The sequence below is a fragment of the Peribacillus sp. NPDC097264 genome (assembly GCF_050277925.1).
GTDB lineage: Bacteria > Bacillota > Bacilli > Bacillales > DSM-1321 > Peribacillus.
Map to the genome: position 1 here is coordinate 142807 of NZ_JBNNSR010000002.1, position 20330 is coordinate 163136.

Annotated in this window: 17 protein-coding genes; 7 read left to right on the forward strand and 10 right to left on the reverse strand. The window is 35.1% G+C overall.

Annotated features, from left to right (window positions below):
• Window positions 1-263: 263 nt before the first annotated feature.
• Entirely contained in the window at window positions 264-1175 is a 912-nt protein-coding gene (locus ACQKL0_RS03340) for a DNA/RNA non-specific endonuclease (protein ID WP_427686280.1), read from the reverse strand.
• A 612-nt stretch (window positions 1176-1787) separates the two neighbouring features.
• On the opposite strand from ACQKL0_RS03340, the gene ACQKL0_RS03345 reads away from it, so the two are divergent.
• Both ACQKL0_RS03345 and ACQKL0_RS03350 read left to right on the forward strand, forming a co-directional pair.
• Window positions 1788-2417 carry a nitroreductase family protein gene (locus ACQKL0_RS03345; protein ID WP_427686282.1) on the forward strand — a complete coding sequence of 210 codons (630 nt, stop codon included), beginning with the start codon at window positions 1788-1790 and terminating at the stop codon, window positions 2415-2417.
• Window positions 2418-2697: 280 nt separating this feature from the next.
• Window positions 2698-3126 carry a MarR family winged helix-turn-helix transcriptional regulator gene (locus ACQKL0_RS03350; RefSeq protein WP_402966978.1) on the forward strand — a complete coding sequence of 143 codons (429 nt, stop codon included), beginning with the start codon at window positions 2698-2700 and terminating at the stop codon, window positions 3124-3126.
• Between the two features lie 426 nt (window positions 3127-3552).
• Here the strand turns inward: ACQKL0_RS03350 and ACQKL0_RS03355 are convergent, their stop codons facing one another.
• From ACQKL0_RS03355 to ACQKL0_RS03375, 5 genes are all read right to left on the reverse strand, one after another.
• Entirely contained in the window at window positions 3553-5208 is a 1656-nt protein-coding gene (locus ACQKL0_RS03355) for a M28 family peptidase (RefSeq protein WP_427686284.1), read from the reverse strand.
• A gap of 1296 nt (window positions 5209-6504) precedes the next feature.
• Window positions 6505-7092, reverse strand: a complete 588-nt coding sequence (locus ACQKL0_RS03360) for a TasA family protein (RefSeq protein ID WP_427686286.1) — start codon at window positions 7090-7092, stop codon at window positions 6505-6507.
• Between the two features lie 360 nt (window positions 7093-7452).
• The gene (locus ACQKL0_RS03365; protein ID WP_427686288.1) at window positions 7453-7635 is read right to left on the reverse strand and encodes a hypothetical protein; all 183 of its coding nucleotides are present in this window, start codon (window positions 7633-7635) and stop codon (window positions 7453-7455) included.
• A gap of 1937 nt (window positions 7636-9572) precedes the next feature.
• Window positions 9573-9842: an HAD family hydrolase gene (locus tag ACQKL0_RS03370; protein ID WP_427686290.1), complete on the reverse strand. Its 270-nt coding sequence runs from the start codon at window positions 9840-9842 to the stop codon at window positions 9573-9575.
• Between the two features lie 156 nt (window positions 9843-9998).
• Window positions 9999-10493 (reverse strand): hypothetical protein, encoded by a 495-nt coding sequence (locus ACQKL0_RS03375; protein WP_427686292.1) that lies wholly within the window; start codon window positions 10491-10493, stop codon window positions 9999-10001.
• 871 nt (window positions 10494-11364) lie between these two features.
• On the opposite strand from ACQKL0_RS03375, the gene ACQKL0_RS03380 reads away from it, so the two are divergent.
• From ACQKL0_RS03380 to ACQKL0_RS03400, 5 genes are all read left to right on the forward strand, one after another.
• Entirely contained in the window at window positions 11365-11955 is a 591-nt protein-coding gene (locus tag ACQKL0_RS03380; protein WP_427686294.1) for a hypothetical protein, read from the forward strand.
• 151 nt (window positions 11956-12106) lie between these two features.
• On the forward strand, window positions 12107-12880 hold the full coding sequence (locus ACQKL0_RS03385) for an SH3 domain-containing protein (RefSeq protein ID WP_427686296.1): 774 nt from the start codon (window positions 12107-12109) through the stop codon (window positions 12878-12880).
• A 279-nt stretch (window positions 12881-13159) separates the two neighbouring features.
• A complete protein-coding gene (locus ACQKL0_RS03390) occupies window positions 13160-13423 on the forward strand; it encodes an SH3 domain-containing protein (protein ID WP_427686298.1) in 264 nt (87 codons plus the stop codon).
• Between the two features lie 630 nt (window positions 13424-14053).
• Window positions 14054-14350 (forward strand): hypothetical protein, encoded by a 297-nt coding sequence (locus tag ACQKL0_RS03395; RefSeq protein WP_427686300.1) that lies wholly within the window; start codon window positions 14054-14056, stop codon window positions 14348-14350.
• 749 nt (window positions 14351-15099) lie between these two features.
• The gene (locus tag ACQKL0_RS03400) at window positions 15100-17487 is read left to right on the forward strand and encodes an Ig-like domain-containing protein (protein ID WP_427686302.1); all 2388 of its coding nucleotides are present in this window, start codon (window positions 15100-15102) and stop codon (window positions 17485-17487) included.
• Between the two features lie 140 nt (window positions 17488-17627).
• On the opposite strand, the gene ACQKL0_RS03405 is transcribed toward ACQKL0_RS03400, so the two are convergent.
• Genes ACQKL0_RS03405 through ACQKL0_RS03420 form a run of 4 tightly spaced genes read right to left on the reverse strand, consistent with a single transcriptional unit; the run spans window position 17628 to window position 20303 of the window.
• Window positions 17628-18407: a sulfite exporter TauE/SafE family protein gene (locus ACQKL0_RS03405; protein WP_427686304.1), complete on the reverse strand. Its 780-nt coding sequence runs from the start codon at window positions 18405-18407 to the stop codon at window positions 17628-17630.
• Between the two features lie 50 nt (window positions 18408-18457).
• Complete coding sequence (locus tag ACQKL0_RS03410; RefSeq protein ID WP_402956509.1) at window positions 18458-18685, reverse strand: sulfurtransferase TusA family protein; 228 nt, start codon at window positions 18683-18685, stop codon at window positions 18458-18460.
• Between the two features lie 39 nt (window positions 18686-18724).
• Window positions 18725-19852 carry an MBL fold metallo-hydrolase gene (locus ACQKL0_RS03415; protein ID WP_427686306.1) on the reverse strand — a complete coding sequence of 376 codons (1128 nt, stop codon included), beginning with the start codon at window positions 19850-19852 and terminating at the stop codon, window positions 18725-18727.
• A 55-nt stretch (window positions 19853-19907) separates the two neighbouring features.
• Window positions 19908-20303: a DsrE/DsrF/DrsH-like family protein gene (locus tag ACQKL0_RS03420; protein WP_402956438.1), complete on the reverse strand. Its 396-nt coding sequence runs from the start codon at window positions 20301-20303 to the stop codon at window positions 19908-19910.
• Window positions 20304-20330 lie beyond the last annotated feature (27 nt).

A 20330-nucleotide genomic window follows, 5' to 3' on the forward strand; every position in this document is an offset into this window, starting at 1 on the left:
CTCATATAATATCTTTTATTTAAGCGAAACGATATTCACTATATGTAGTTCGGAAAATGTGGAGCTAACTAAAATAGGGGCTGTCTAATAAGTCCTTATTCCAGTGAATTTTGCTAAAATAAAGAGGCAGAAATGTTGTTAAATCAACGTTTCTGCCTTTTACTATTTATTCAATTTCGGTGTAATTACCCCTTTTGGAACAGCCCCATCTTTAAATCTTCCATTGTCGGGAATGTTCTTCATAAACTTTTCCTCAAAGGTGCTTACTCACCTACCATACCGTCATTATCGTTATCACGCATATAGGGGTATAACCAATGATCCCTCGTTATGGGCATACTGAAACCTGCTTCTTTTGCTTCTTTAATCGTAACTTGTCCATTTCCGTTAGTATCAACACTAGAAATATCACCGTTTTTATTGGAACTCGTTGAATTTTGATTTGATCTATCTGAATTAGAAGGTTTGCTGCCTGTTAAACCGAGTGATGCATTTACTTCATCAGGATTTCCATTGTCAAATGAATCAACAATCTTGTTGCCCCTTAACGTATAGGTATATTGATAATGTGAAGGAATCTGCGTTTTCGAATTTGGATATGTAATAATCGCTTCAAAATTAGTGGCTCCACCTGCACTACGAATCGCATTCTCCATATAAGCTTGGTCACCGTGGCGGTTAAGTGTACTATCTTGTGGGGTAATATTATATGCATTCGATACCCCTCCGAGAGAATCAGCGATGATATGTCCTTCATCTAGAACATCGCTTTCGACACCTGGAACTTTCGCCTCATCCGAATAGTATCTTCCAGACGATGTGACAGGTTCGTTACGGTCATCTTGTAAAGTGATTTCTTCAGCAATGACACGTACTAGTTGCCCATATTCATTAGTAAATGCCCAATATTCACGGTCCCCATAGCCAATGTCAACAACGACGTTGGGTTCACGATATCCAGACAAATCACCACCATCAATTTCAATACGTTTGTATCCTGAGAACTGTTCATCATTTGGTTCGGTTGTTGTTTCTTCAACTATTGATCCGTCAACTTCCGTATTGTTAGTCTCTTCCTTTATACTATTTTCATCAGTATCGACTGTGGTTACTTCTTGGGAATCTGTTTCTCCATCTGTAATGGTTGCATTTTCTTCGTTCGTGCAACCGACCATAAACATAATCGTTAAAAGTAATGCTAAATAACTTGTTATCCTTTTCAATTTTAGTACTCCTTATAATAGTATTATAACTTTAATAACTTAATAACTTTAAAAACATTTAATTGTATCTTATCACATAATGTTATTCTATTTTTCTTTTCCTCTGTACAACTCACCCAATAACTCACGTACAAATTCACATACTCCGTTATAATTATTTTCGTCAGTGTGATTTAGGATGAGTTTCCATATAAAAAAATACATAGCTGAACCCAATGAAAGGCCAATCCATGTATTAGTATCTAAGCAATTTAATTTTTATCATCATTATTTTTTCGTGGTAATCCCTATTTTGTGCCCAAACTCAGGCAACCCGTTGCTATCTTTTTGGCTTCACATATAAATAATTAATAACAGAAAAAAAGACTAAAACTTTTGGTATATCAAGGGTTCCGTGCTACCCATCAGATGACCTGTAAGGGAATTGAACCCCCAATTTCTTCCGTGCCAATTGTCCAATCATTCGCCTATCAAAAATCCCGAATCGATAAATGACTTGTCAACTGTTGACTAATCAACTATAATGAAAGCCGATTCAAATTCCAACAAAAAAGGGTGAAAAATATGTTACAACAAAAAACAGCTTTAGAAAAATTAATGGATGAACGTAAATCGGTGCGTAAATATGAGCCTGGTGTTACTATTCCTCGTGAGCAAATTCAACATATTTTAGAGCAAGCAACATCAGCTCCATCATCAAGTAACTTACAGCCTTGGCGCTTCCTTGTTATTGATGATCAAGAGCAAAAGAAAGAACTACGCATTGCTGGATTTAATCAGGAACAAATCGAAACATCATCAGCGATTATTGCGGTATTAGGCGATAATGAAATGTATAAAAACGCTAAACAAATTAATGATTTAAATGTTGAGCTAGGTTATATGCCACGTGATATTGCTGATATGATGATTGCCAATTCTGAATCTGCATATAGTAATTTTTCTGAAATTGAACGAACAAATATTGCACATTTAGATGTTGGTTTAATTTCTATGCAAGTAGTACTTTTAGCGAAGGACATGGGCTATGAAACAGTAATAATGGGCGGCTTTGATAAAGCAGCATTCGCTAAAAAATATGAGCTACCTGCCAATGAGTTACCGATGATTTTAATTGCTATCGGAAAGCCTGCTATGCCAGCACGTAATTCATCACGTTTACCGTTTGAACAAATTATTCGTTTTTCAAGCTAAGTGAATTAGAGGAAGTATTCACATGACGTGTTATTGATTCGTATCACTAAATCATTAATCATATCTTGATTCACGTAAGTTTGAAATTTGTTACACTTTATCCAAATGAACGGAAATGCTATCATATAGGGATCGCAAAGCGTCCAAAAGCTAAATGTAACAAAGAACAGTTTTTGGCGTACATCATTAGATACCTAAATTGCTTTTATAATAGGGCCGAATTCGAACACAAGTTTTAGTGAGCGCAAAACGACGAGCAACCAATGTGAGGAGGAATAGTATGGAAGTTTGTTTGGATGATAAGAAACAAATGATTATGATGTTGAAAAGGTTAGACCGTCACGTCACTCAAATTTTTGAAAAAAGAACAGAAGTTAGTTTGACTAGATATGAAATTTTAGTTTCTTTAGTTAAAAAGGATAGTGTTACACAAAAGGTACTACAACAATCCTTAGCTATCGATCAATCGGCCATTACGCGCCATTTAAAGTTGCTTGAAGAACAGCAATATGTCGAACGCAAACGTAATGAAAAAAACAATCGCGAAGTACTTGTAACGATTTCAGATAAAGGACGAGCATTATTAGAAGGCTGTACAATGTTTAAAGATCAATTTATGAATGATCTCTATGATGATTTTTCAGATAGCGAATTACAGGAGCTCAAGCAATTTCTCACGCGCTTAAATCGCAATATAGAGAAGCTTTAATTTTTGCTCTTCATTGTAAAAATCTATTGTATTAAAACAGACTAAGAGTAGCAGCTAGTGATTCTTCAAATACTTGGTTTTCAGCCGAAGCAGACGTAAGGATTTTTTCTTCTTCTGTAAATGCAGCCCTCAGTTGTTCATTTCTTTATTCATAGCCTTGATATTTCGCAACTAATCCTGTTTAAACTATAAATCATATCTACAAAAGAAAAGCTGTGCCGAAATCCACTTAAACCTGGATTTTTGACACAGCTATTTTTGGCTTATTAAACTAATTCCAGTACCGCGACAGCTTCGTAATGTGGTGAGTGTATCAAATATTCCCTTAGGCTTCCCAAGGAAATGTTTGATATGTTTGGTTACTTATCTGGAAGTTCCTTACGAAATCAAGCTGTTCTCCAGGCATTCATCTGTTTAACTATGAATCTATGAAGCATCCTTTAGTGATGCCTCTTCATTCTTACCACCATTTTCCTGGAAACCAATTAAATCAGAAATAGCTTTAAAAACTACATCCCCGGTAAGTTGTATTCTTTCAGGGCTTACATGCTCTATTTTATCCTCTAAAGAGTGATAATAAGGCTCGATATCAGCTCCCCCAGGTGGTGTACCAGGTTCCATCCATATGAACAATGCTGATGGTACCCCTTTCTCGTGGAATGGTACATGATCAGACCTACTCAACATATGAACAGGCAATAAATCCTTATTAATGTCTAGTTTTTCAGCAGCTTGGTGTGTTGATTGCGAAACAAGATTCGATTTCCCATCTACAGTATTAATAAAAAGTTGCGAGGCAGGTACCCAAGCCGTACCAGTCATATCCATCTGAAACTGAACTTTTGTTCTTTTAACTTCATCTTCTGACAAATTACCGATATGGTATTTCGAACCTACAAATCCAAGTTCTTCGCCCCCAAATGCAGCGAAGCGTAATTCTTTGTCGCCATCATAGTCTTTAAAAATCCTTGCCAACTCCATTAGTGTAGACGTCCCGGAGGCATCATCATTGGCCCCTGGCGCGAATGCAACACTGTCCAAATGTGAGCCAATGTAATAAATTTCAGGATTTTCAATGCCTTTTGGTTTTTTTACAGCGATTACATTGACTGTTTTTTGATTCGTCAGTGTTTTAATTGAAAGTTGGACTTCTACATTTCCTTTGGAAAGTTGAGAAACAAATGCTTCCCCATCCTTCTTGGTAATTGTCGCAACCGGAATGTTAGGGCGTACGCTGCCTAGGGAAACAGATGGAAGGGTAAAGCGATCCTGGTTGTCATATATAAGGACACCTATCGCACCTGCAGCCATTGCGTTTTGCACCTTGGCCCCGGCAGTGATTCCACCATTTTGTATTAAGGCGATTTTGCCCCTTGCAGCCGCAGTGAAATCACTCGGTTGGCCAGCACCCGCATGATAAATATTCCCTGTGATACCGTCCCCAGTCGTTTGAGGGGCTCCGCTAACGGCCCTCAATGGAAGTTTTTTGTTATTGTCGGAGAGCACCTTAAGTATCAATTCAACTCGATTGCTCCTGGGCGCTTCCTCGATTTTGGTCTCATAGCCGTAACTTTTCAACACACTTTCAATGTATTCAGCACCTGCTCTCTCTCCTTCGCTGCCTGCCTCCCTTGGCCCAATATCAACACTTAGGTGTTTGATATGCTTCATAACATTATCGGAGTTAAATGAACCATTAATTTTTCCAATCGCGTATTGCGTGTACGTATTCAGGACATCATGCGCTATTCCGGAAATGCCCCCGCTGCTTTTCTGATTATCAAGCAGGCGTTTAAAACTCTGCATTTGTTTAATTACCTTATCGGTCTGTCCTTGTTTTTGAAAAAGAGCTACTCCGCTAATGTGCATTTTCAATGTACGGACCGCGATATCACTCCGAATATTCCCATCTTCTTTAAAATAATCAATTTGTTTTTCCATGTCTGCGAAAACATTTCCTGTATGTGGCATATCATTGAAAATTCGATTTTCCGCAGCCGTAGAACTCATTTGGTTCGTACCAAGTAGAAATGCAATTATTATCGCTATTGAAAAAACTTTTTTCAGACCAAACCTTTTCATCATATTCCTCCCCTGTATATATGTTGTAGTACCAACGGTTTTAACTTTTGGTAGAGTGTCAAAAAGTTTTTTTGACAAAGTCTCTTATAGTATCTTAATATTCTGTGAAACTATCGAAACATATGGGTACGCTGTGTTATCACTACTAGATAATTATGGAAAGTAGTGATAGGGCTTTAAGTACTGCAGAATGTGCCTATGTTGACGTCCCTTCCTGATTCTTTAGGCATCAGTGTACCTACAATCCTTCGTTAAATCCAGTCATAAGGAAAAGGCTGGCGAAGTATTCTTAGGAACTCGAGGTAGAATGGAAAAAATAGTGCCAGCTTCTTCCGTGTTATCCTGTTGTCTAGGTCTAATAATGGGATATAGGAACTTATGTAGCCTCTACGAGACTAGTAATAACTCTCATTATTCGATTCTAACGCGAAGTTCAGCCTCCATACCTTCATGATACGTGGGTAACTGAAGCCCCATCATTTACAAGGTCAGTTTTTACTAATGCGTCTTTACTGTCATGTTTGTCTCACCACGACTTGACACCCCGTGATACCAAGTGAGAGCTTTTTGAAGATGAATGCTCCCTTTTTGCTTTTTCAATCTAATCCTTGATTTTTTTTACATTCCACGCCTTTACTTTAAAAATATTAGTTGCGTAGCTTGGCAAACTATCCGCTCTTCCCAAATTCTTAACAGGGCCCTTAAGGAATACATACCCATAACATTTGGCATTTTACAAATTGAGGAATTCAAGAGCCGTTTATTTACCATCAATTCTTATCCAACTTAAGGGAAACACCTCTTAAGCACCCTAATAGGAGAGCGCCTGCAAATCACCTCCCATCAATTTTTTAAGATACATTTTCCTCCGTCCCCTTCTAAAAATACAAGAGTGGTGTAATCATTCCATAAGAATAGCCTGATACTTTATAATGATAAACACTATCGTTAGTAGCATAATTAACTATGTAATTGGGGTAAGTTTCAACGACATTAATAACAACTACTAATGGATGGAATGGATACAAAAATTCCTATCTGATATTTTAATTGTACGTTTTAACGTGTACCTTGCCTGGCGCAGGAGGTTAGAGTCGAATAGGCACCAAGTAAAAATTACAAGGATAAAATGGCTAAAATTGATCACTAAACTAGACGGGACAGTTCTCCAACTGTCCCAGCCATTCTATAGGTTTTTTTCCTATGAATCTCATAAATGCGAAAATCTATAATCAAGTTTGATAGAGAAGTGCCCAAATCAAAACAAGGAAGCAACCATGACACAGCTTTTTTTTCTTATAGTTCTCTACCTTTCCCTTGTGTGGCGTTAAAAGTCCATGATAGTTTAAGTTTATCCCCTTGGAATTGATTTTGATCTCCCTCGTTATCAATGAAATTGAATTTCACTACTAAATCATGTTCATCGCCCACCTTAAGGATGCCACCATCCAGAGCTTCGTTAAATATCTTTTCTGACACCGCTTTTGGGCTCATACCCTTTAGCTTATCCAATGTTGTTTTGTAAATGATTTCATTATATTGGTCCATATTGTACAGAAATTCCACTTCAATATACTTGCCAAAATCCTCCGTGTTATCCCCTTTGGCATCAACCACTGAATACTGGGTACCCAACGTCACGTCTTTGATATCTAGTGTCCCGTCATTATGCAGTTCAAAAACATGCGTCATCGAGTCTCCAGGAGCGATGTTGCTGATATCAATGATCTTTGTGGGTTGCACAGATAAATCGAGTGTCCCCGCCGCAAACGTACTGCTCGCATCTGCACTGTCACTAAAGTACGCAAAAGTTCCCCCTCCAATTAAAGATACCCCCATTATTCCCGACATAATTCCCATACCTAATTTCTTTTTCAATTCCATATTTACTCCTCCTTAAGCTTTTTCCCTTTTTAGGGATATTAATTTTGAACGACTATCAAGTTTAGTTTTATAACCGAAGCTAATTGATATTGTTCCTTCGCTTTCTTCTTTACTTCCAATTCCACTTAAGGTCTACCCAATCGGTAAAACCTGCATTTAGAATAACAACACGCTCAATAGAATAAGCAGTAAAGCGCTAGTCTCACGTGAATTGACAAAGAGACTGATATAAGGAATTGTAACCCCTATATAGATGCCCAATGAAATATAGTGGCATCCGGTAGTGTGATTGCCCTATGTTATGTATTGCGTCCCCATCCCTTAAAAATCCGATGGGTAATCAGGATTCCGTCACTTGTTTTATAAGTAACAATCTCCCCTTTTTAACATGATCGGGTTGTCCGCTAACCGGCTTTTCTCTTCATTAATAGCATCGGCATTCGCTTTCAAACTGTTATACGCTTTCGCGGAGATCACATTCGGATTTTTTTGATGATCCAACAGCACTTTAAACCAATCACATTTCGCCTTGAATAGAAACATGCCCCCTAAATCGTCTTCTGTTCAAGCTTAGTGTTCTACCTGATCCCCCCCTCAAATCCATAACTCGGACAATACCTGAGTAAAATCTACTACTTGGTTATGTTTGTGAATTTTAAATAAAAGGTTCTTCCACTAGAATTTTCCATGTGCCCAGATATGATGATCTGTTTATAAAATGTTTAATAGTTTCCTTAAACCTTGCTGTTAATTCTAAGCATTGCTTAGTGAAAATTTTGTTAGTTTTCGGAATTATAAGAAATTTTAATTTGACAAAACCCTACATACAACTTGTTTAATAGTTAGAAATCGACGTATTTAATGGATACCTTTCAAAGTATTTGTCATTTGTTCATGGGTTTTGACCTGTTTTGTAGAGATATTTTTGGTATAAAAAACTTGTCGACGCCTTTAATGATCAAGTCCATGTAGAGCCTGGTATTTTATGTTGCGGGTTATTGGCATGCTATGGAACAGTTAGGGGTATCAATGGTTATTGATTGTGAAATGGTTCATAATTTGGATTAAAGTTAATACTTCAGATAAATACTAATCGAAGAATGTCCAAGAATGATTGTCTATACATGTAGAGAGTTGGAGGATTAAAGACAGAATATTACTAAGGTGAATATTGTTCATTTGACATCTCTATGTTCATTACCACTTCAATAAGAATTTTAAGGGATGCTGGTGGTTTTTTTACAATCTTAAGAACTTTGAACAAGACTACAGCAAAAACCTCTATCTCATACATGTAATAAAATCATCATTAACTCGAAGGTGAGAGTTAACCTAAACTTTTTTCCTTTCAATTTCATTGAACAAAATCAATCTAGAACAACGAATTACATTGAATCTCGAAAGTTTATTTATCAACATGTTGTATTTATTATTTCCGGTTATTAAATTCAGCTAAGAAAAATAACTATGTTAGCAAATCCCTCTAGCAGATTAAAACGCAGTTATTAAGACATCAGCAAAAAAAGGCTAAAACCCTTGATATATCAAGGATTCTAGCCTTTCCAATCAGATGATTTGTGAGGGACTCGAACCCCCGACCCCAACCCTGTCAATCTCATTAGACTAAATTAAGTTAGTTCAACTGAATTAAATAAGTTCGAAAATGATTGATTTATCAAGGTTTTAAGCAAGTTCAAAAACAAATGAGATAAATGAATTTAACTCGAAAAAATAATTATGTGAGCAAATGTGTGAGCATTAGCAGGTGGTCTGTTACAATTAAGCTTATAAAGCATAGTTACATTCAAATAAACAATAAATTGAAATATAAAAATCACATAACTTCCAATTAATTATTTAATACTTCCGCTTTCAACGTGTGCGAACTGTAGGCAACACAAGAGATGTTAGTGAGTTTATCGTAATTATATAGTAAAAGGATCTAACAATTATTAAATAATAAATATAAACACTTGTATCGATAATTACCAGGTAATCATTATATATTATATAGGCTCTTAAATTCTTATTAAATTAAACTAAACCACTCATTAGTTTAGTTAGGTTCCTTCACAATCTCTTCTGTTCCTTAAATTAAAAGCTGCTTATGTTGAACTATCTAATCTGTTCTATATTTTACATATGCTATTTCTATATCTTGAGTAATTTCAATGGCCATTTTCTAAAACCAAATGATAATAGTTGAAAATTAGAAGTACTTAGGCTTAAATTAGAGTGCTAAAACATTATCTGTATGTAACCGATTAGATAAGTAACTATGGCTCCGTCTATCCAGACTAACAATTCACAGTGGAAAATTACAGGAACGGTAGATAAAAATAGTCCATTATTATCCAATAACATTATAAGTACAAAAGCTTTTTAAAATATAGGGTTATTGAAATCAGAGTAATAGGTAGTATCTATTCCGCAACAAGAAAAAGCATTGCCATCCTTACGGATATCTTCAAATAATGGATTTAATAAAAATTGTTCAATGTGATTTTTACGGATTTCTTCCCCTTTATATACCACGTAAGAACAATTAAACGTAACAGTAGACTGAATTCAAGTTCTTCCGCTACTTGTAATGTTTCTTGAAGAGACCTACCAGTTGCTAAAAGGACTTCTATTCCTTTATCTATTAGTATTCGGATTGAATCTTTTGTTTTTGCTGATATTTCTTCCTTTGTATTAAGAATAGTCCCATCTATGTCAAAAAGGTACTTTTTAAAATCTTCTACTCTCACTCCTTTGTTTTAAAATTCCTCCTGTCTTTACTTTTTTTAATAGTTTCCTTGGTCTTGGGCAGGTTATGGTACCGTGAATGTTATTAAAACAAAAAAGACCCGTAGGTCTCTTTAATGTTTCTTAGCAAGGAGTTATTCTCATTGAAAATTAAATTATTATTTCTTGTCGAATGCATTCATGATACTATTCATATTTGCTTTATTCCATTCTGCAAAAGCCGCACTTCTAGTATTATTATCTTCTTCAGAATAGGATAAATCGGAATCTTCTACCTGATTTTTTTCACTCTCAGTATCTTCATTGTCTTGAGAATGCATTTTAAGGAATGCAGCTTTTGTATTTGCCATATCTACTTCGCTATTACGCATTTTTTCCTTGTATTCTTCCAAAATTCTTTCGGTAGTATTTTCTACTTTTGTATTTGTATTATCTTGAGAGTGCTTCTTTAAGAATGCAGCTTTTGCATCTTCCAAATCTGCTTTACTATTGCGGTTCTTTTCCTTAAATTCCTCAATAATACGTTTTGTTTCTGCATTTTCTTCTACTTCTATATTTGTATTGGTTTGACTATGTACCACCTTTGTTTTACTACCTAATAGACTTTCAGATTCTTTCTTAGTAAAACCTAACACTTTTTTTAAAATCCCCATTTTTTATCCACCCTTTTTCTTTAATTACTTTTAGTTAAAAAAACTAAAATGAGTCATTATCATTCTGTTATTTCAACCTTAATTCACTATTCTTCGCAACAACCTTATTTACGACTTTAATACAGGATTTGACCAAAAATTTATTTTAAGTCCTTCGGAAGAAGTGGGAACTATCTCAGTTAACCAAACATCAAATCTCTCTGCAGTTACCTGTTTTTGTTGGATAGAAAAGATAAGAAATCGGCAATGAATAACGCTGGAATTTTATATTTCATGCTGTATCTCCTAAAATATATTGGTTAAAGGATTAAAAGTATGTAGATAATTATCATCGCGCAAGTCTTTAAAATAATGAAAAGATAAATTCTAAACTACTATCTTCAAAACGTTCATATATTTTGACAGCATAAATAATTATTTTCTTTAACATCCCTCCTATTCTAAATAGTATCTTAGCAAGTCAAGTAATTACTCTAATAACAATGCCTAATAGACCTATCCTCCATAATATCAAGGCACCTATCAGAAAGAGGAGACATCCATAGCCATTTTCTCCACCGATTAAATAAAAGATGACTGCTAATATGATATTAAACTTAATTTTTGTATAGTTCAATAGTAACGATTAGGTTCAACTACTATATTATTTATGAACTTTCTATCCATTTATAAGGGTGCCGTTAGTAGGGTGAAAAATTTAACGAAAGTAGTGATTTGGAATAAACTCACATTTTTCAGTCGGTGTCAATCAGCCTTTTGTATATAAATTAAATATATAAGTGGATTATTTGCCACTATTTTGATATAAATGATTGATATAGAAAAATAAGATAAAAGGGGTAAGATTATGTGGATATTAAGGACGGGTAGAATGCTTTTATGGAATGTTTTAATGGCGAGCGGTGTTCTTTTTTTTATAATATTTAATTTACTAATGGATGATTTTTTTACAACTTTTGTATTACCTATTATCTGTTTAGCGGGCGCATTCTTCGTTGGTTTTTATATTGATAATCATCGTGTAAAAAAAGCAAATAAATTATTTTTTAAAAAGACAGGTGAACTACCTATTGCTTCTTTATATGCAGTCCTTCAAAACGATACTTCTAATAAAGGGGTTTTAATGTTAACGAAGCAATCATTAGTGTTTGTTACTAAGAAAGAGCAATACGATTTTAAAATTTCTGACCTTACTAACATTCAGGTGATTCAGGAAAATACAGGACAAGTTGCTCATACCTCAGCAAACATAAACGGTAGAATGGTTGGTAATTCGCGAGCTATTACAAAAGAAGTTTTTATCATTAAAGGACATAAAAACAATGTACCTTATACATTAAAATGGTTATCCAATAGGATGCTTTTGAGTAGCCGGGCACTTAACAAATTTTATATAAAGTTGAGTGATGTAGGTAATTTTTCTAGTTCAACAGAATCAATCTTAGATAATCACAAATTCTAATTTTAAAGTATTATGTAAAATCCTCAAATATTACTGAATAAAAAAGACAATATTAATCTCATTCGCAACACTATTTACTATTCGTTAGCATAGTCTCTTCTTAATTTCATGGAAATATACTTTACTAGGCTAAAAAATTGCTAATAAGATTGTGATTGCATCGGGAGGAATTAAAATTAAAAGAGTATCGATTGTTTTTTCATTAAGTATTTTGATGGTATTACTAACTGTATTAACAGTATCTATTCAAGAAGTTGGAGCAAAGACTAAAACTGCCACTGTTTCCTCTTCTAAGGGGTTAGCGGTATTTACGGGAGCGGATAAGTCATGTTTAAAAAACACTAAATGTAAGTATGAAAAAGTAGGCACATTAAAAAACAAAACTAAAGTTACTGTTTACAAGGAAAACGTTAATGGTTGGGCGCAAATTAATTACAAGAACAAGAAGAGATTCATTAACAATGCATATTTACGCTATTATTCTACTTACTCAAAGAAGAATATAAACACTATCTTTAAGAAAATCCAAAAAGCCCAAGTTGTTTCTTGGAATGATGATCGTGGAAAATTTACGAGAAAAGAAATTATGAACCGATTAGGTGGAACACATACGGTTTCTTATATAGAAAATTTCATTGCAATTGACATGGTTAAAGATAGGTACAGTGATACATACCAACCTAGGGAAAACTATCGTGACGACAGTTTAAGTTACCAGGTGGAAATAGATATTTCATTAATTAAAACCAAGCAGACGTATTATATACAAGGTACTTCTGAATATTTGACAGTATCGTATAATACTAAAGCTTGGGATAGTGGTGATAAAATAATACCTAGTTCAACAACCGTATACAAGTTTATTAAAAAGAAAAACACGGGTTGGAAAATAGACAGTCGAGTTAAAACCTACCAGAATAAATAAACCGCTGTGTAATTATTATTGCTAAACAATAGAAAAACGAACAGTCTTCTAACCTGTTCGTTTTTCTATATAAACTACATCGCCTTACTTTCTGGTTTCAACTTTGTTAAATTTAATTCTTCACATTCACCATTCGTTAAGAAGAATGTCGCATCATATATCAGTACCTAACATAAGCTTAACTTCAGATAACCATTGGCAACTAATTAAAGAAAATAATAAGAATGATTGGGAGGTAATTGAAATAAAAAGATTATGGTTTAATTTGTTAGTGCACTGATGGTATGTACGGTTCAAAATGTATCTATTCAAGAAGTTAGTGCGAAGACTAAGACAGCAACCGTTTCTTTCTCAAAGAGGCTTTCCATATATACGGGAGCGGATAAATCATGTTTAAATAATACAAGCTGTAAGTACAAAAAAGTTGGAACCTTAAAAAATAAAACTAAAGTCACTGTTTACAAAGAAAATGTGAATGGATGGGCTCAAATTAAGTATAAAGACAAGAAAAGATATATTAACAATTCCTCTCTCCGCTATTAATCAACATACCCCAAGAAGAACGCAGTAACTACCTTTAACAAGATTCAGAAGGCACAGGAAAGCTTTAGGGATGATGATTATACAAAAGAGTTACCGAAGAGAACGGTAATAAACCGTTTAAAAAATACACACACTCTTTCTTATATCGATTTATTTTTAAAGTATGATATGGTTATATCTGTTGACGGTAAAACGTACCAAAAGAGAATTAACTATCGTGATGATAGTATAAATTATGAAATTAGCTCGTCTGTATTAACCTACAATAAAACAAAACAGTCTTATTATAAACAAGGCCCCTCTGAATACCTAACTATCTCATTTAATTTTGAACCTTGGGATGCTGGGTATACAATAATTCCAAGCGGAACCAGGACTTATAAACTGATTAATAAGAATTAAACTGGATGGAAAATCTCTGAAAAACTTACAAAGTATAATCAGCGATAAGTAGATTTCAGCTATAGCTAACAAAAACGGGCAGCTGATAGCTGACCTTTTCTGTTTACCAATTTAATCTTGGACAATATTTAACAGTTGTTCTCTTAGTTTCTTGATTACGGTACTACCATTGTCAATATATACGCCGATAACAAATTACTCTATTCCAAAAAATTAAAGAAAACTGATATGAAAAATCTTACTCTTAGAATATCAAAAAACACAAAAACGTTAGAATTATCTCTTAAACAAAAAGCAAGGGCATTGAACAAACATAAAGTAGTGTTCGGAAATGCTAGACTGACCACTCTTCCTGTTTCAGCCAAGCCTTCAGCGAGAAAAATAGCGGTAACTAACAATAAAAACAAATCAGATGTAATTGTTATTAGTTCAGTAAGTAAAAAAGATGTTGTTACGGTATATGATGCTAAAGGGAATCAGCTAGCGTCCGTTACAGCATCAAGAAAGCTGGGAAAGTATATATAAAAAGAACAAGTTCAGGGAAATTGATAAGTGATAAAACTTCAGTTACTTTTAAGGCTGAAAAAATAATTCTTAGTAGCTGCCTTTTTATTCAGCTACTTTTCTTTTCTCATAAAAAAGCAGATATCATTTACCTATCACGTATTCCTCAACAGGTAATACTTCAAAAAAACGTTCAACAGAATTTCTCCTCTTACGCTCAGTGTATTTTGGTTCTGCCGCCCTCAACTGTCTCTATCCCCGCTGCTCTTATACTTGTATTAGCACCGTTCTCATCTATGAATAAATCTTCATAACCCTTTTCGGAAAGGTAAAGGTATGCAAGCCTTCGCTCTCCACCCTCATTAAAGTCTCCGGTTAGATAAATCACCACCATCTGCAAAATGATAGTCGTACAGGTCTTCAAGTAATGACTGACGTAAATTGATTCGCTAACTTTTCATCACAATAATCCACTCCATTTTGCCTAATCTAATTCGACCGAAATTTACTCCTTTCTTCCAAATCAGTAAAAAAATTTATTTTATAAAAGTACCAAAAGATAAGTTTGAACCGTCAATACAACGTCTTAAATCACTAAAAGAATGAAAATGAATTAGAGAAACCCAAGCGGGTTCTCTTTTTGTATTAAAGAATAATATGTTTATTTTTGTAGAATTTTTTTAAATGTAATGCATTTATTAGCCAAATGCTCCATTATAAAGAGTGGTACTATTTATCTAGTACATAAAAAGATAAAAGGGGTTTGTTAGATGAGAAAGTTTACTATGATCTTGTTCAGTTTACTTATAGTGGGGGGGGCAGCATACTTTTTCTATGGAAATATAGATGAAGCAGAAACTGCTGTGGGTAATGAATTCGAACAAGATATTAAAACAGAAAAAGAGACCATAAAAAATGAAGATTTAGATGTACGAACAGGTATACCAATAGATAAGATATGGGAATATTCATTTGATAAACCCTTAGACGAAGAAACATTAACAGACAAAAACATTTCCATAGTCGATGACCAAAATAAAAATGTTTCAATTAACTTTAGTTTGAAAAATGAAGGAAAAACATTGCTCATTAATCCACCTCTAGAAGGTTATGAAAAAGGGGAGCGTTACGAACTAAATATTAAAAAAGATATGAAATACAAAAACGGTTCAAATGTTAGCCGAAGTTATAGAATGAAATTTATAACTGTTCGTGACGAGGTGGAAAAAGCCGTTTTAAACCCGAAGATAAAAAAAATAGATGAAGAGAAAGTAAAGTTTTTGGAAAATAATGAGTTGAAGATTAAAAAGAATGCTACGAAAGAAGCAATCATTGTGGATAATATTATCATTGTTCCCACATTAGAACATCCAGAAGGTCAAGCGCTAAAGGTAACATCGGTAAAAGGAAAATTTACTAGTTATATCGTCAAAGTAACGGTACCTGAGTTTACAGAAATTTATGAAGCGCTGGATGTTAATAAAAATTACCCAATTACAGAAGATAATTTTACCCCTGAAAAAGGTATAGAAGGATTATCGGTAACTTCTGTTGCCTCGGGTCAAATTTCTAGCATGGTGGCTGGCACCAACACCACAGAAGAAGACGAAAAGAAATATGAATTTAAAGAGCCAAGTATTAATGTAAAGATTAATAAAAGCATACAGGTTAACTTTAATGATTTCATTTTTGATAAAAAGAACCAAGTAGCTGCAAATGGAAAATTAACTTTGTTCTCTCCGGAAGTAAAAGTTGATTTTAAAACAAAATTACTTAAGATTAATCGTATGGAATTATCAACTACAACAAAAGCAAAAACAGATATAACATTTAATCGAATGGGGAAAACAGCAAAAGAACCAAAGATAGAGATTTTAAAAGCGAAAAAAATTCCTGGTAGTATCAAAATAGGGAAAATTAATATCCCAACCACCATACCTGGTCTCATTATTCAAGGCAATCTTACAATTAATATTACATATGGTATATCAGGCGAAGCAAAATTATGGGTGTCCATAGACAAGCAAGAAGTAAATGGCTTTCTTTACGAAGATTCCAAATTTAACAACATTTCCGATGTTAACTCAACATCTGAACTAGGCATCCAAGGCAAAGGAAAGGTCGAAGGGAAGTTTGGTCCTGCATTTAATATTTTAGCAACGGCGTTCGGTGTAGTAGGCGCTGGTTTAGAGGGATATGCAGGTGTGGATTTTACAGGAGAAGCAGCAGCTGGTACTGATACTGTAATCGGTAAATATGCTTGTGGGAAACTTGGATATGGAGCTTCTGCCAATGCTTCTGCTATTATCAATACTCCAAAAGGAAAACTGGCAGAGTATGTTTTGGCTGAACACCCGATTGGTGGAAAAAGTATCTATAATGATTGTGAAGTAGTTACTGGTTTGTCAAAAGTAGAACCTATGAATCTAAGTGCAGAAGAATCTAAAAATGTGGAAATTATGTCTATCATGTACAACATACTAAACTTGAAAAAATCAGATAAACAGGCAAATATGAAAAATATCAAGATTACTGTTTCTCCGAAGAAAGTAGTAACGGTCACAAAAGGTAAGAAAGGAATAATTGTTAAAGCATTGCAATACCCTGAAAAGGAAAAAGCAACAATTACTCTTACCCAAACAATAGATAAGAAAAAACAAACCCTTGAAATTCCCATTTATATAAATAACTTCAAACAATTGCAAGAAGAGAAAAAAGCCCAAGAAGAAAAAGAATCAGCTAAAAACCTATCTCTGTTAAATGCTATTCCAGAATTTGCAGAATTCGATGAAGATATCAGAATTTTGTTAGGTAAAAACTACAAAACGCTAGTAGAAAATATGCAGTCAATAGAATGGTCTATGGAAAAATACGGTTTAGAAGAAACAATTGCTGTTGAAGGTGGGGTTAATAATACACTCATGAAATCTATCATTATAGTTGACCCTTTTTATAATTATTATATTGCTAATATAGATGAAGGGAAAGTAAAGGTCTATACCAACGACTCAATTTATAAAGAATCTTTAGGAACTGAGCATGGATTAACAGCACTCATAGATAGATGGAGAGAACCATTTTCTGACTATCCAGTAGAATACAAGTATAAGAAGATAAATGGAGAACATGAGGGTAAAGATAGATTCGGAAGCATGTAATTTACAAGGGACGATACATTCATTATGAATGTATCGTTTTTTTTATAAAATAGAAAAAAGGCTGAACCCCTTGATCTATCAAGGATTCCAGCCTTTCCAATCGGATAACCTGTGAGGGATTCAAACCCCCGACCTCAACCCTACACCAAAATCCCCAACCAAATTTTCACCGCTGTTGCTAATATTAATAGTGCTAATATGACTTGAAGGATTTTTGTGTTCATTTTCTTCCCAGCCATTGCACCAAGTGGAGCTGCGATGATACTTGCAACTACCATGATGATTGCCGGGTAATAGTCAACTTGGCCTGTAGAGACCTTGCCGACCGTTGCCCCAATGGAGGAAATGAAGGTAATGGCTAGTGAAGAGGCAATGGTTACCCTCGTCGGTATTTTCAAGACAACGAGCATAATCGGAACAAGTAAGAAGCCCCCTGCTGCCCCGACAACCCCGGAACCTAAACCGACTATTAAGGCAAGTACTGTCGCTAACCATTTATTAAACTTGACCTGGTCCAACGGGATATCATCGATTCCTTTTTTCGGTATGAACATCATCACAGCTGCTATTAAAGCAAGCAGGCCATAGACAATATTGATACCGTCTTCCGACATCGATTCCGATCCGAAACTCCCAATCACACTTCCTATTAATACACTGATACCCATGTAGAGGATAAGCGGCTTGTTTAAATAACCACCCTTACGGTAAGCCCATACACCCCCGATGGAGGCGAATAATACTTGTACGGCGCTGATACCTGAAACTTCGTGGGCACTGAATGCCGCTAAACCGAAGATCGGTGGAATGTATAAAAGCATCGGGTACTTGATGATCGACCCGCCTATGCCAAGCATTCCTGAAATATAGGAGCCAATGAAACCAATTAAAAATATGGTGATGATAAAAGTAATGTCCATGTCAGTCTCTCCTTTAGAAGAAGGGAACCTAATTGGTCCCCTTATCTTTATCAGCCTTTTCTAATCCAGAATTTCAACACGCCATTATCTTCTGCCATTTCAATTAGCTCATGTCCGCCTGATTTTGACCAAGCCGCTAAATCTGCTTTTGCGCCTTTATCTGTTACATGTATTTCCAATACTTGACCGGATTCCAATTCATTCATCGCTTTCTTTGTTCTTACGATTGGCATTGGACAAGCCAAGCCCTTAGCATCTAATATCTTTTCTGATTTCATCATGATAAATCTCCTCTATTCATAGTTTTTTGTGATGTTTTATCGTACCGCACAACGATTCGGTCCAATTTCCATTTCACGTTGTTTTTCCTCATCAGGCGTGATTTTCCCCATGTTCGTTTGACGGATTTCTTGGTAAGCATTCGGTTGTGGAGGTAGGTTTCCCGTTACCATCTTTCTGAACTCTGCTTCGTCTGCAATATTCAGGCCATGATTTTCTTCAAACAACGATCCTAACTTCTTAGCGACACTGCCGTCTTCGTTCAATTCTTCAATGATCATGAAATGAGATGGAAGGACAATCAACTCGTCTGATAGTTCTTTGTAACGTGTATAAAGGGTTTCTCTCAAGTCGCCAACCCAATCCTCAGCCAATCCAGCTAAATCCGGTCTACCAATCGAATCGATGAATAGAATGTCCCCTGTCAAAAGGTATTTTTCATCGACAACAAATGAAGTAGAACCAATTGTATGTCCTGGAGAATATAGAGCTTGGATTTCAATAGCCGTGTGACCAATTTTAACTACTTTACCATTCTCTAAAGGCTCATATCCAAAGACAACTTCGGTTGCATCTTTTGGTGGCAACCAATACGTTGCATTCGTGCTTTCTGCAATTTGTCGACCACCTGAAATATGGTCAGCATGTAAGTGTGTATCAAATACTTGTGTGATCTTTGCACCAATGCTTTCTGCAAAATCAAGGTAGGTATCAATCATCCTGGTAGAGTCAATAATGGCTGCTTCTCCGTTGGAAACGACCATGTAGGACAAGCATCCTTTTCCAAGACGGATAAATTGATAGATCTCCCCACCATCCTTCAAATCGCCAATTTTCAATGGCTCTAAGTGTTCACTCCACGCTTTCATTCCGCCCTTTAAGTAAGAAACCGTTAGCCCTGCATCAGATAGCATTTCCGCTACCATAACGGATGAACCTTCTTTTGCACATACCACCAAAACTTCCTTATTGGCAGGGATTTTATCCATGACTTCATCCACACCATCTAGCAATTCGAAGTACGGCATATTAAAGTATTCGAAACCCTCTCCTTCAATTTTCCAATCGTTAAAATCATTTTCATTACGAACGTCAAAGATAAATAGGTCATCTTTATTGATTACTTTCTTTGCCACTTCTTTAGCTGTCATTTCATTGTATGGCATTCTATATACCCCCTACAGTATATTTAATTTCAAATTTTTTTATTTTTTTTAGCTATTAAAATGTTAAAGTAACATCCGCATCTTTAGCGAATTCCAAGAATGTTACGGCGCCGCCCACTTCAATTCCGTCGACGAAATCTTCCTTCACTAGTCCCATAACATCCATTGTCATTTGGCATCCTATGAATGTAACGCCCAATTCTTGAGCCATAGCAAGTAATTCTGGAATGGCCGGTACATTGGCCTTTGCAAATCCTTCCGCAAAATGTTCTTTTCCTTCTGGCATCGGAAGTTGTTTATTGCCTTCCTTGTGGATTAAGTTTAACCCTTCAAATGTGAAGAAAATGGCTACCTCTTGATCTGTTGCTGCCGCTGCTGTGGCAATATTAAAAACTTTATATGCGTCAAATAATCCACCGTTACTAGCGATGATTGCTACTTTTTTAGTCATCCTTCATTCCTCCATATTAGTTTTAGT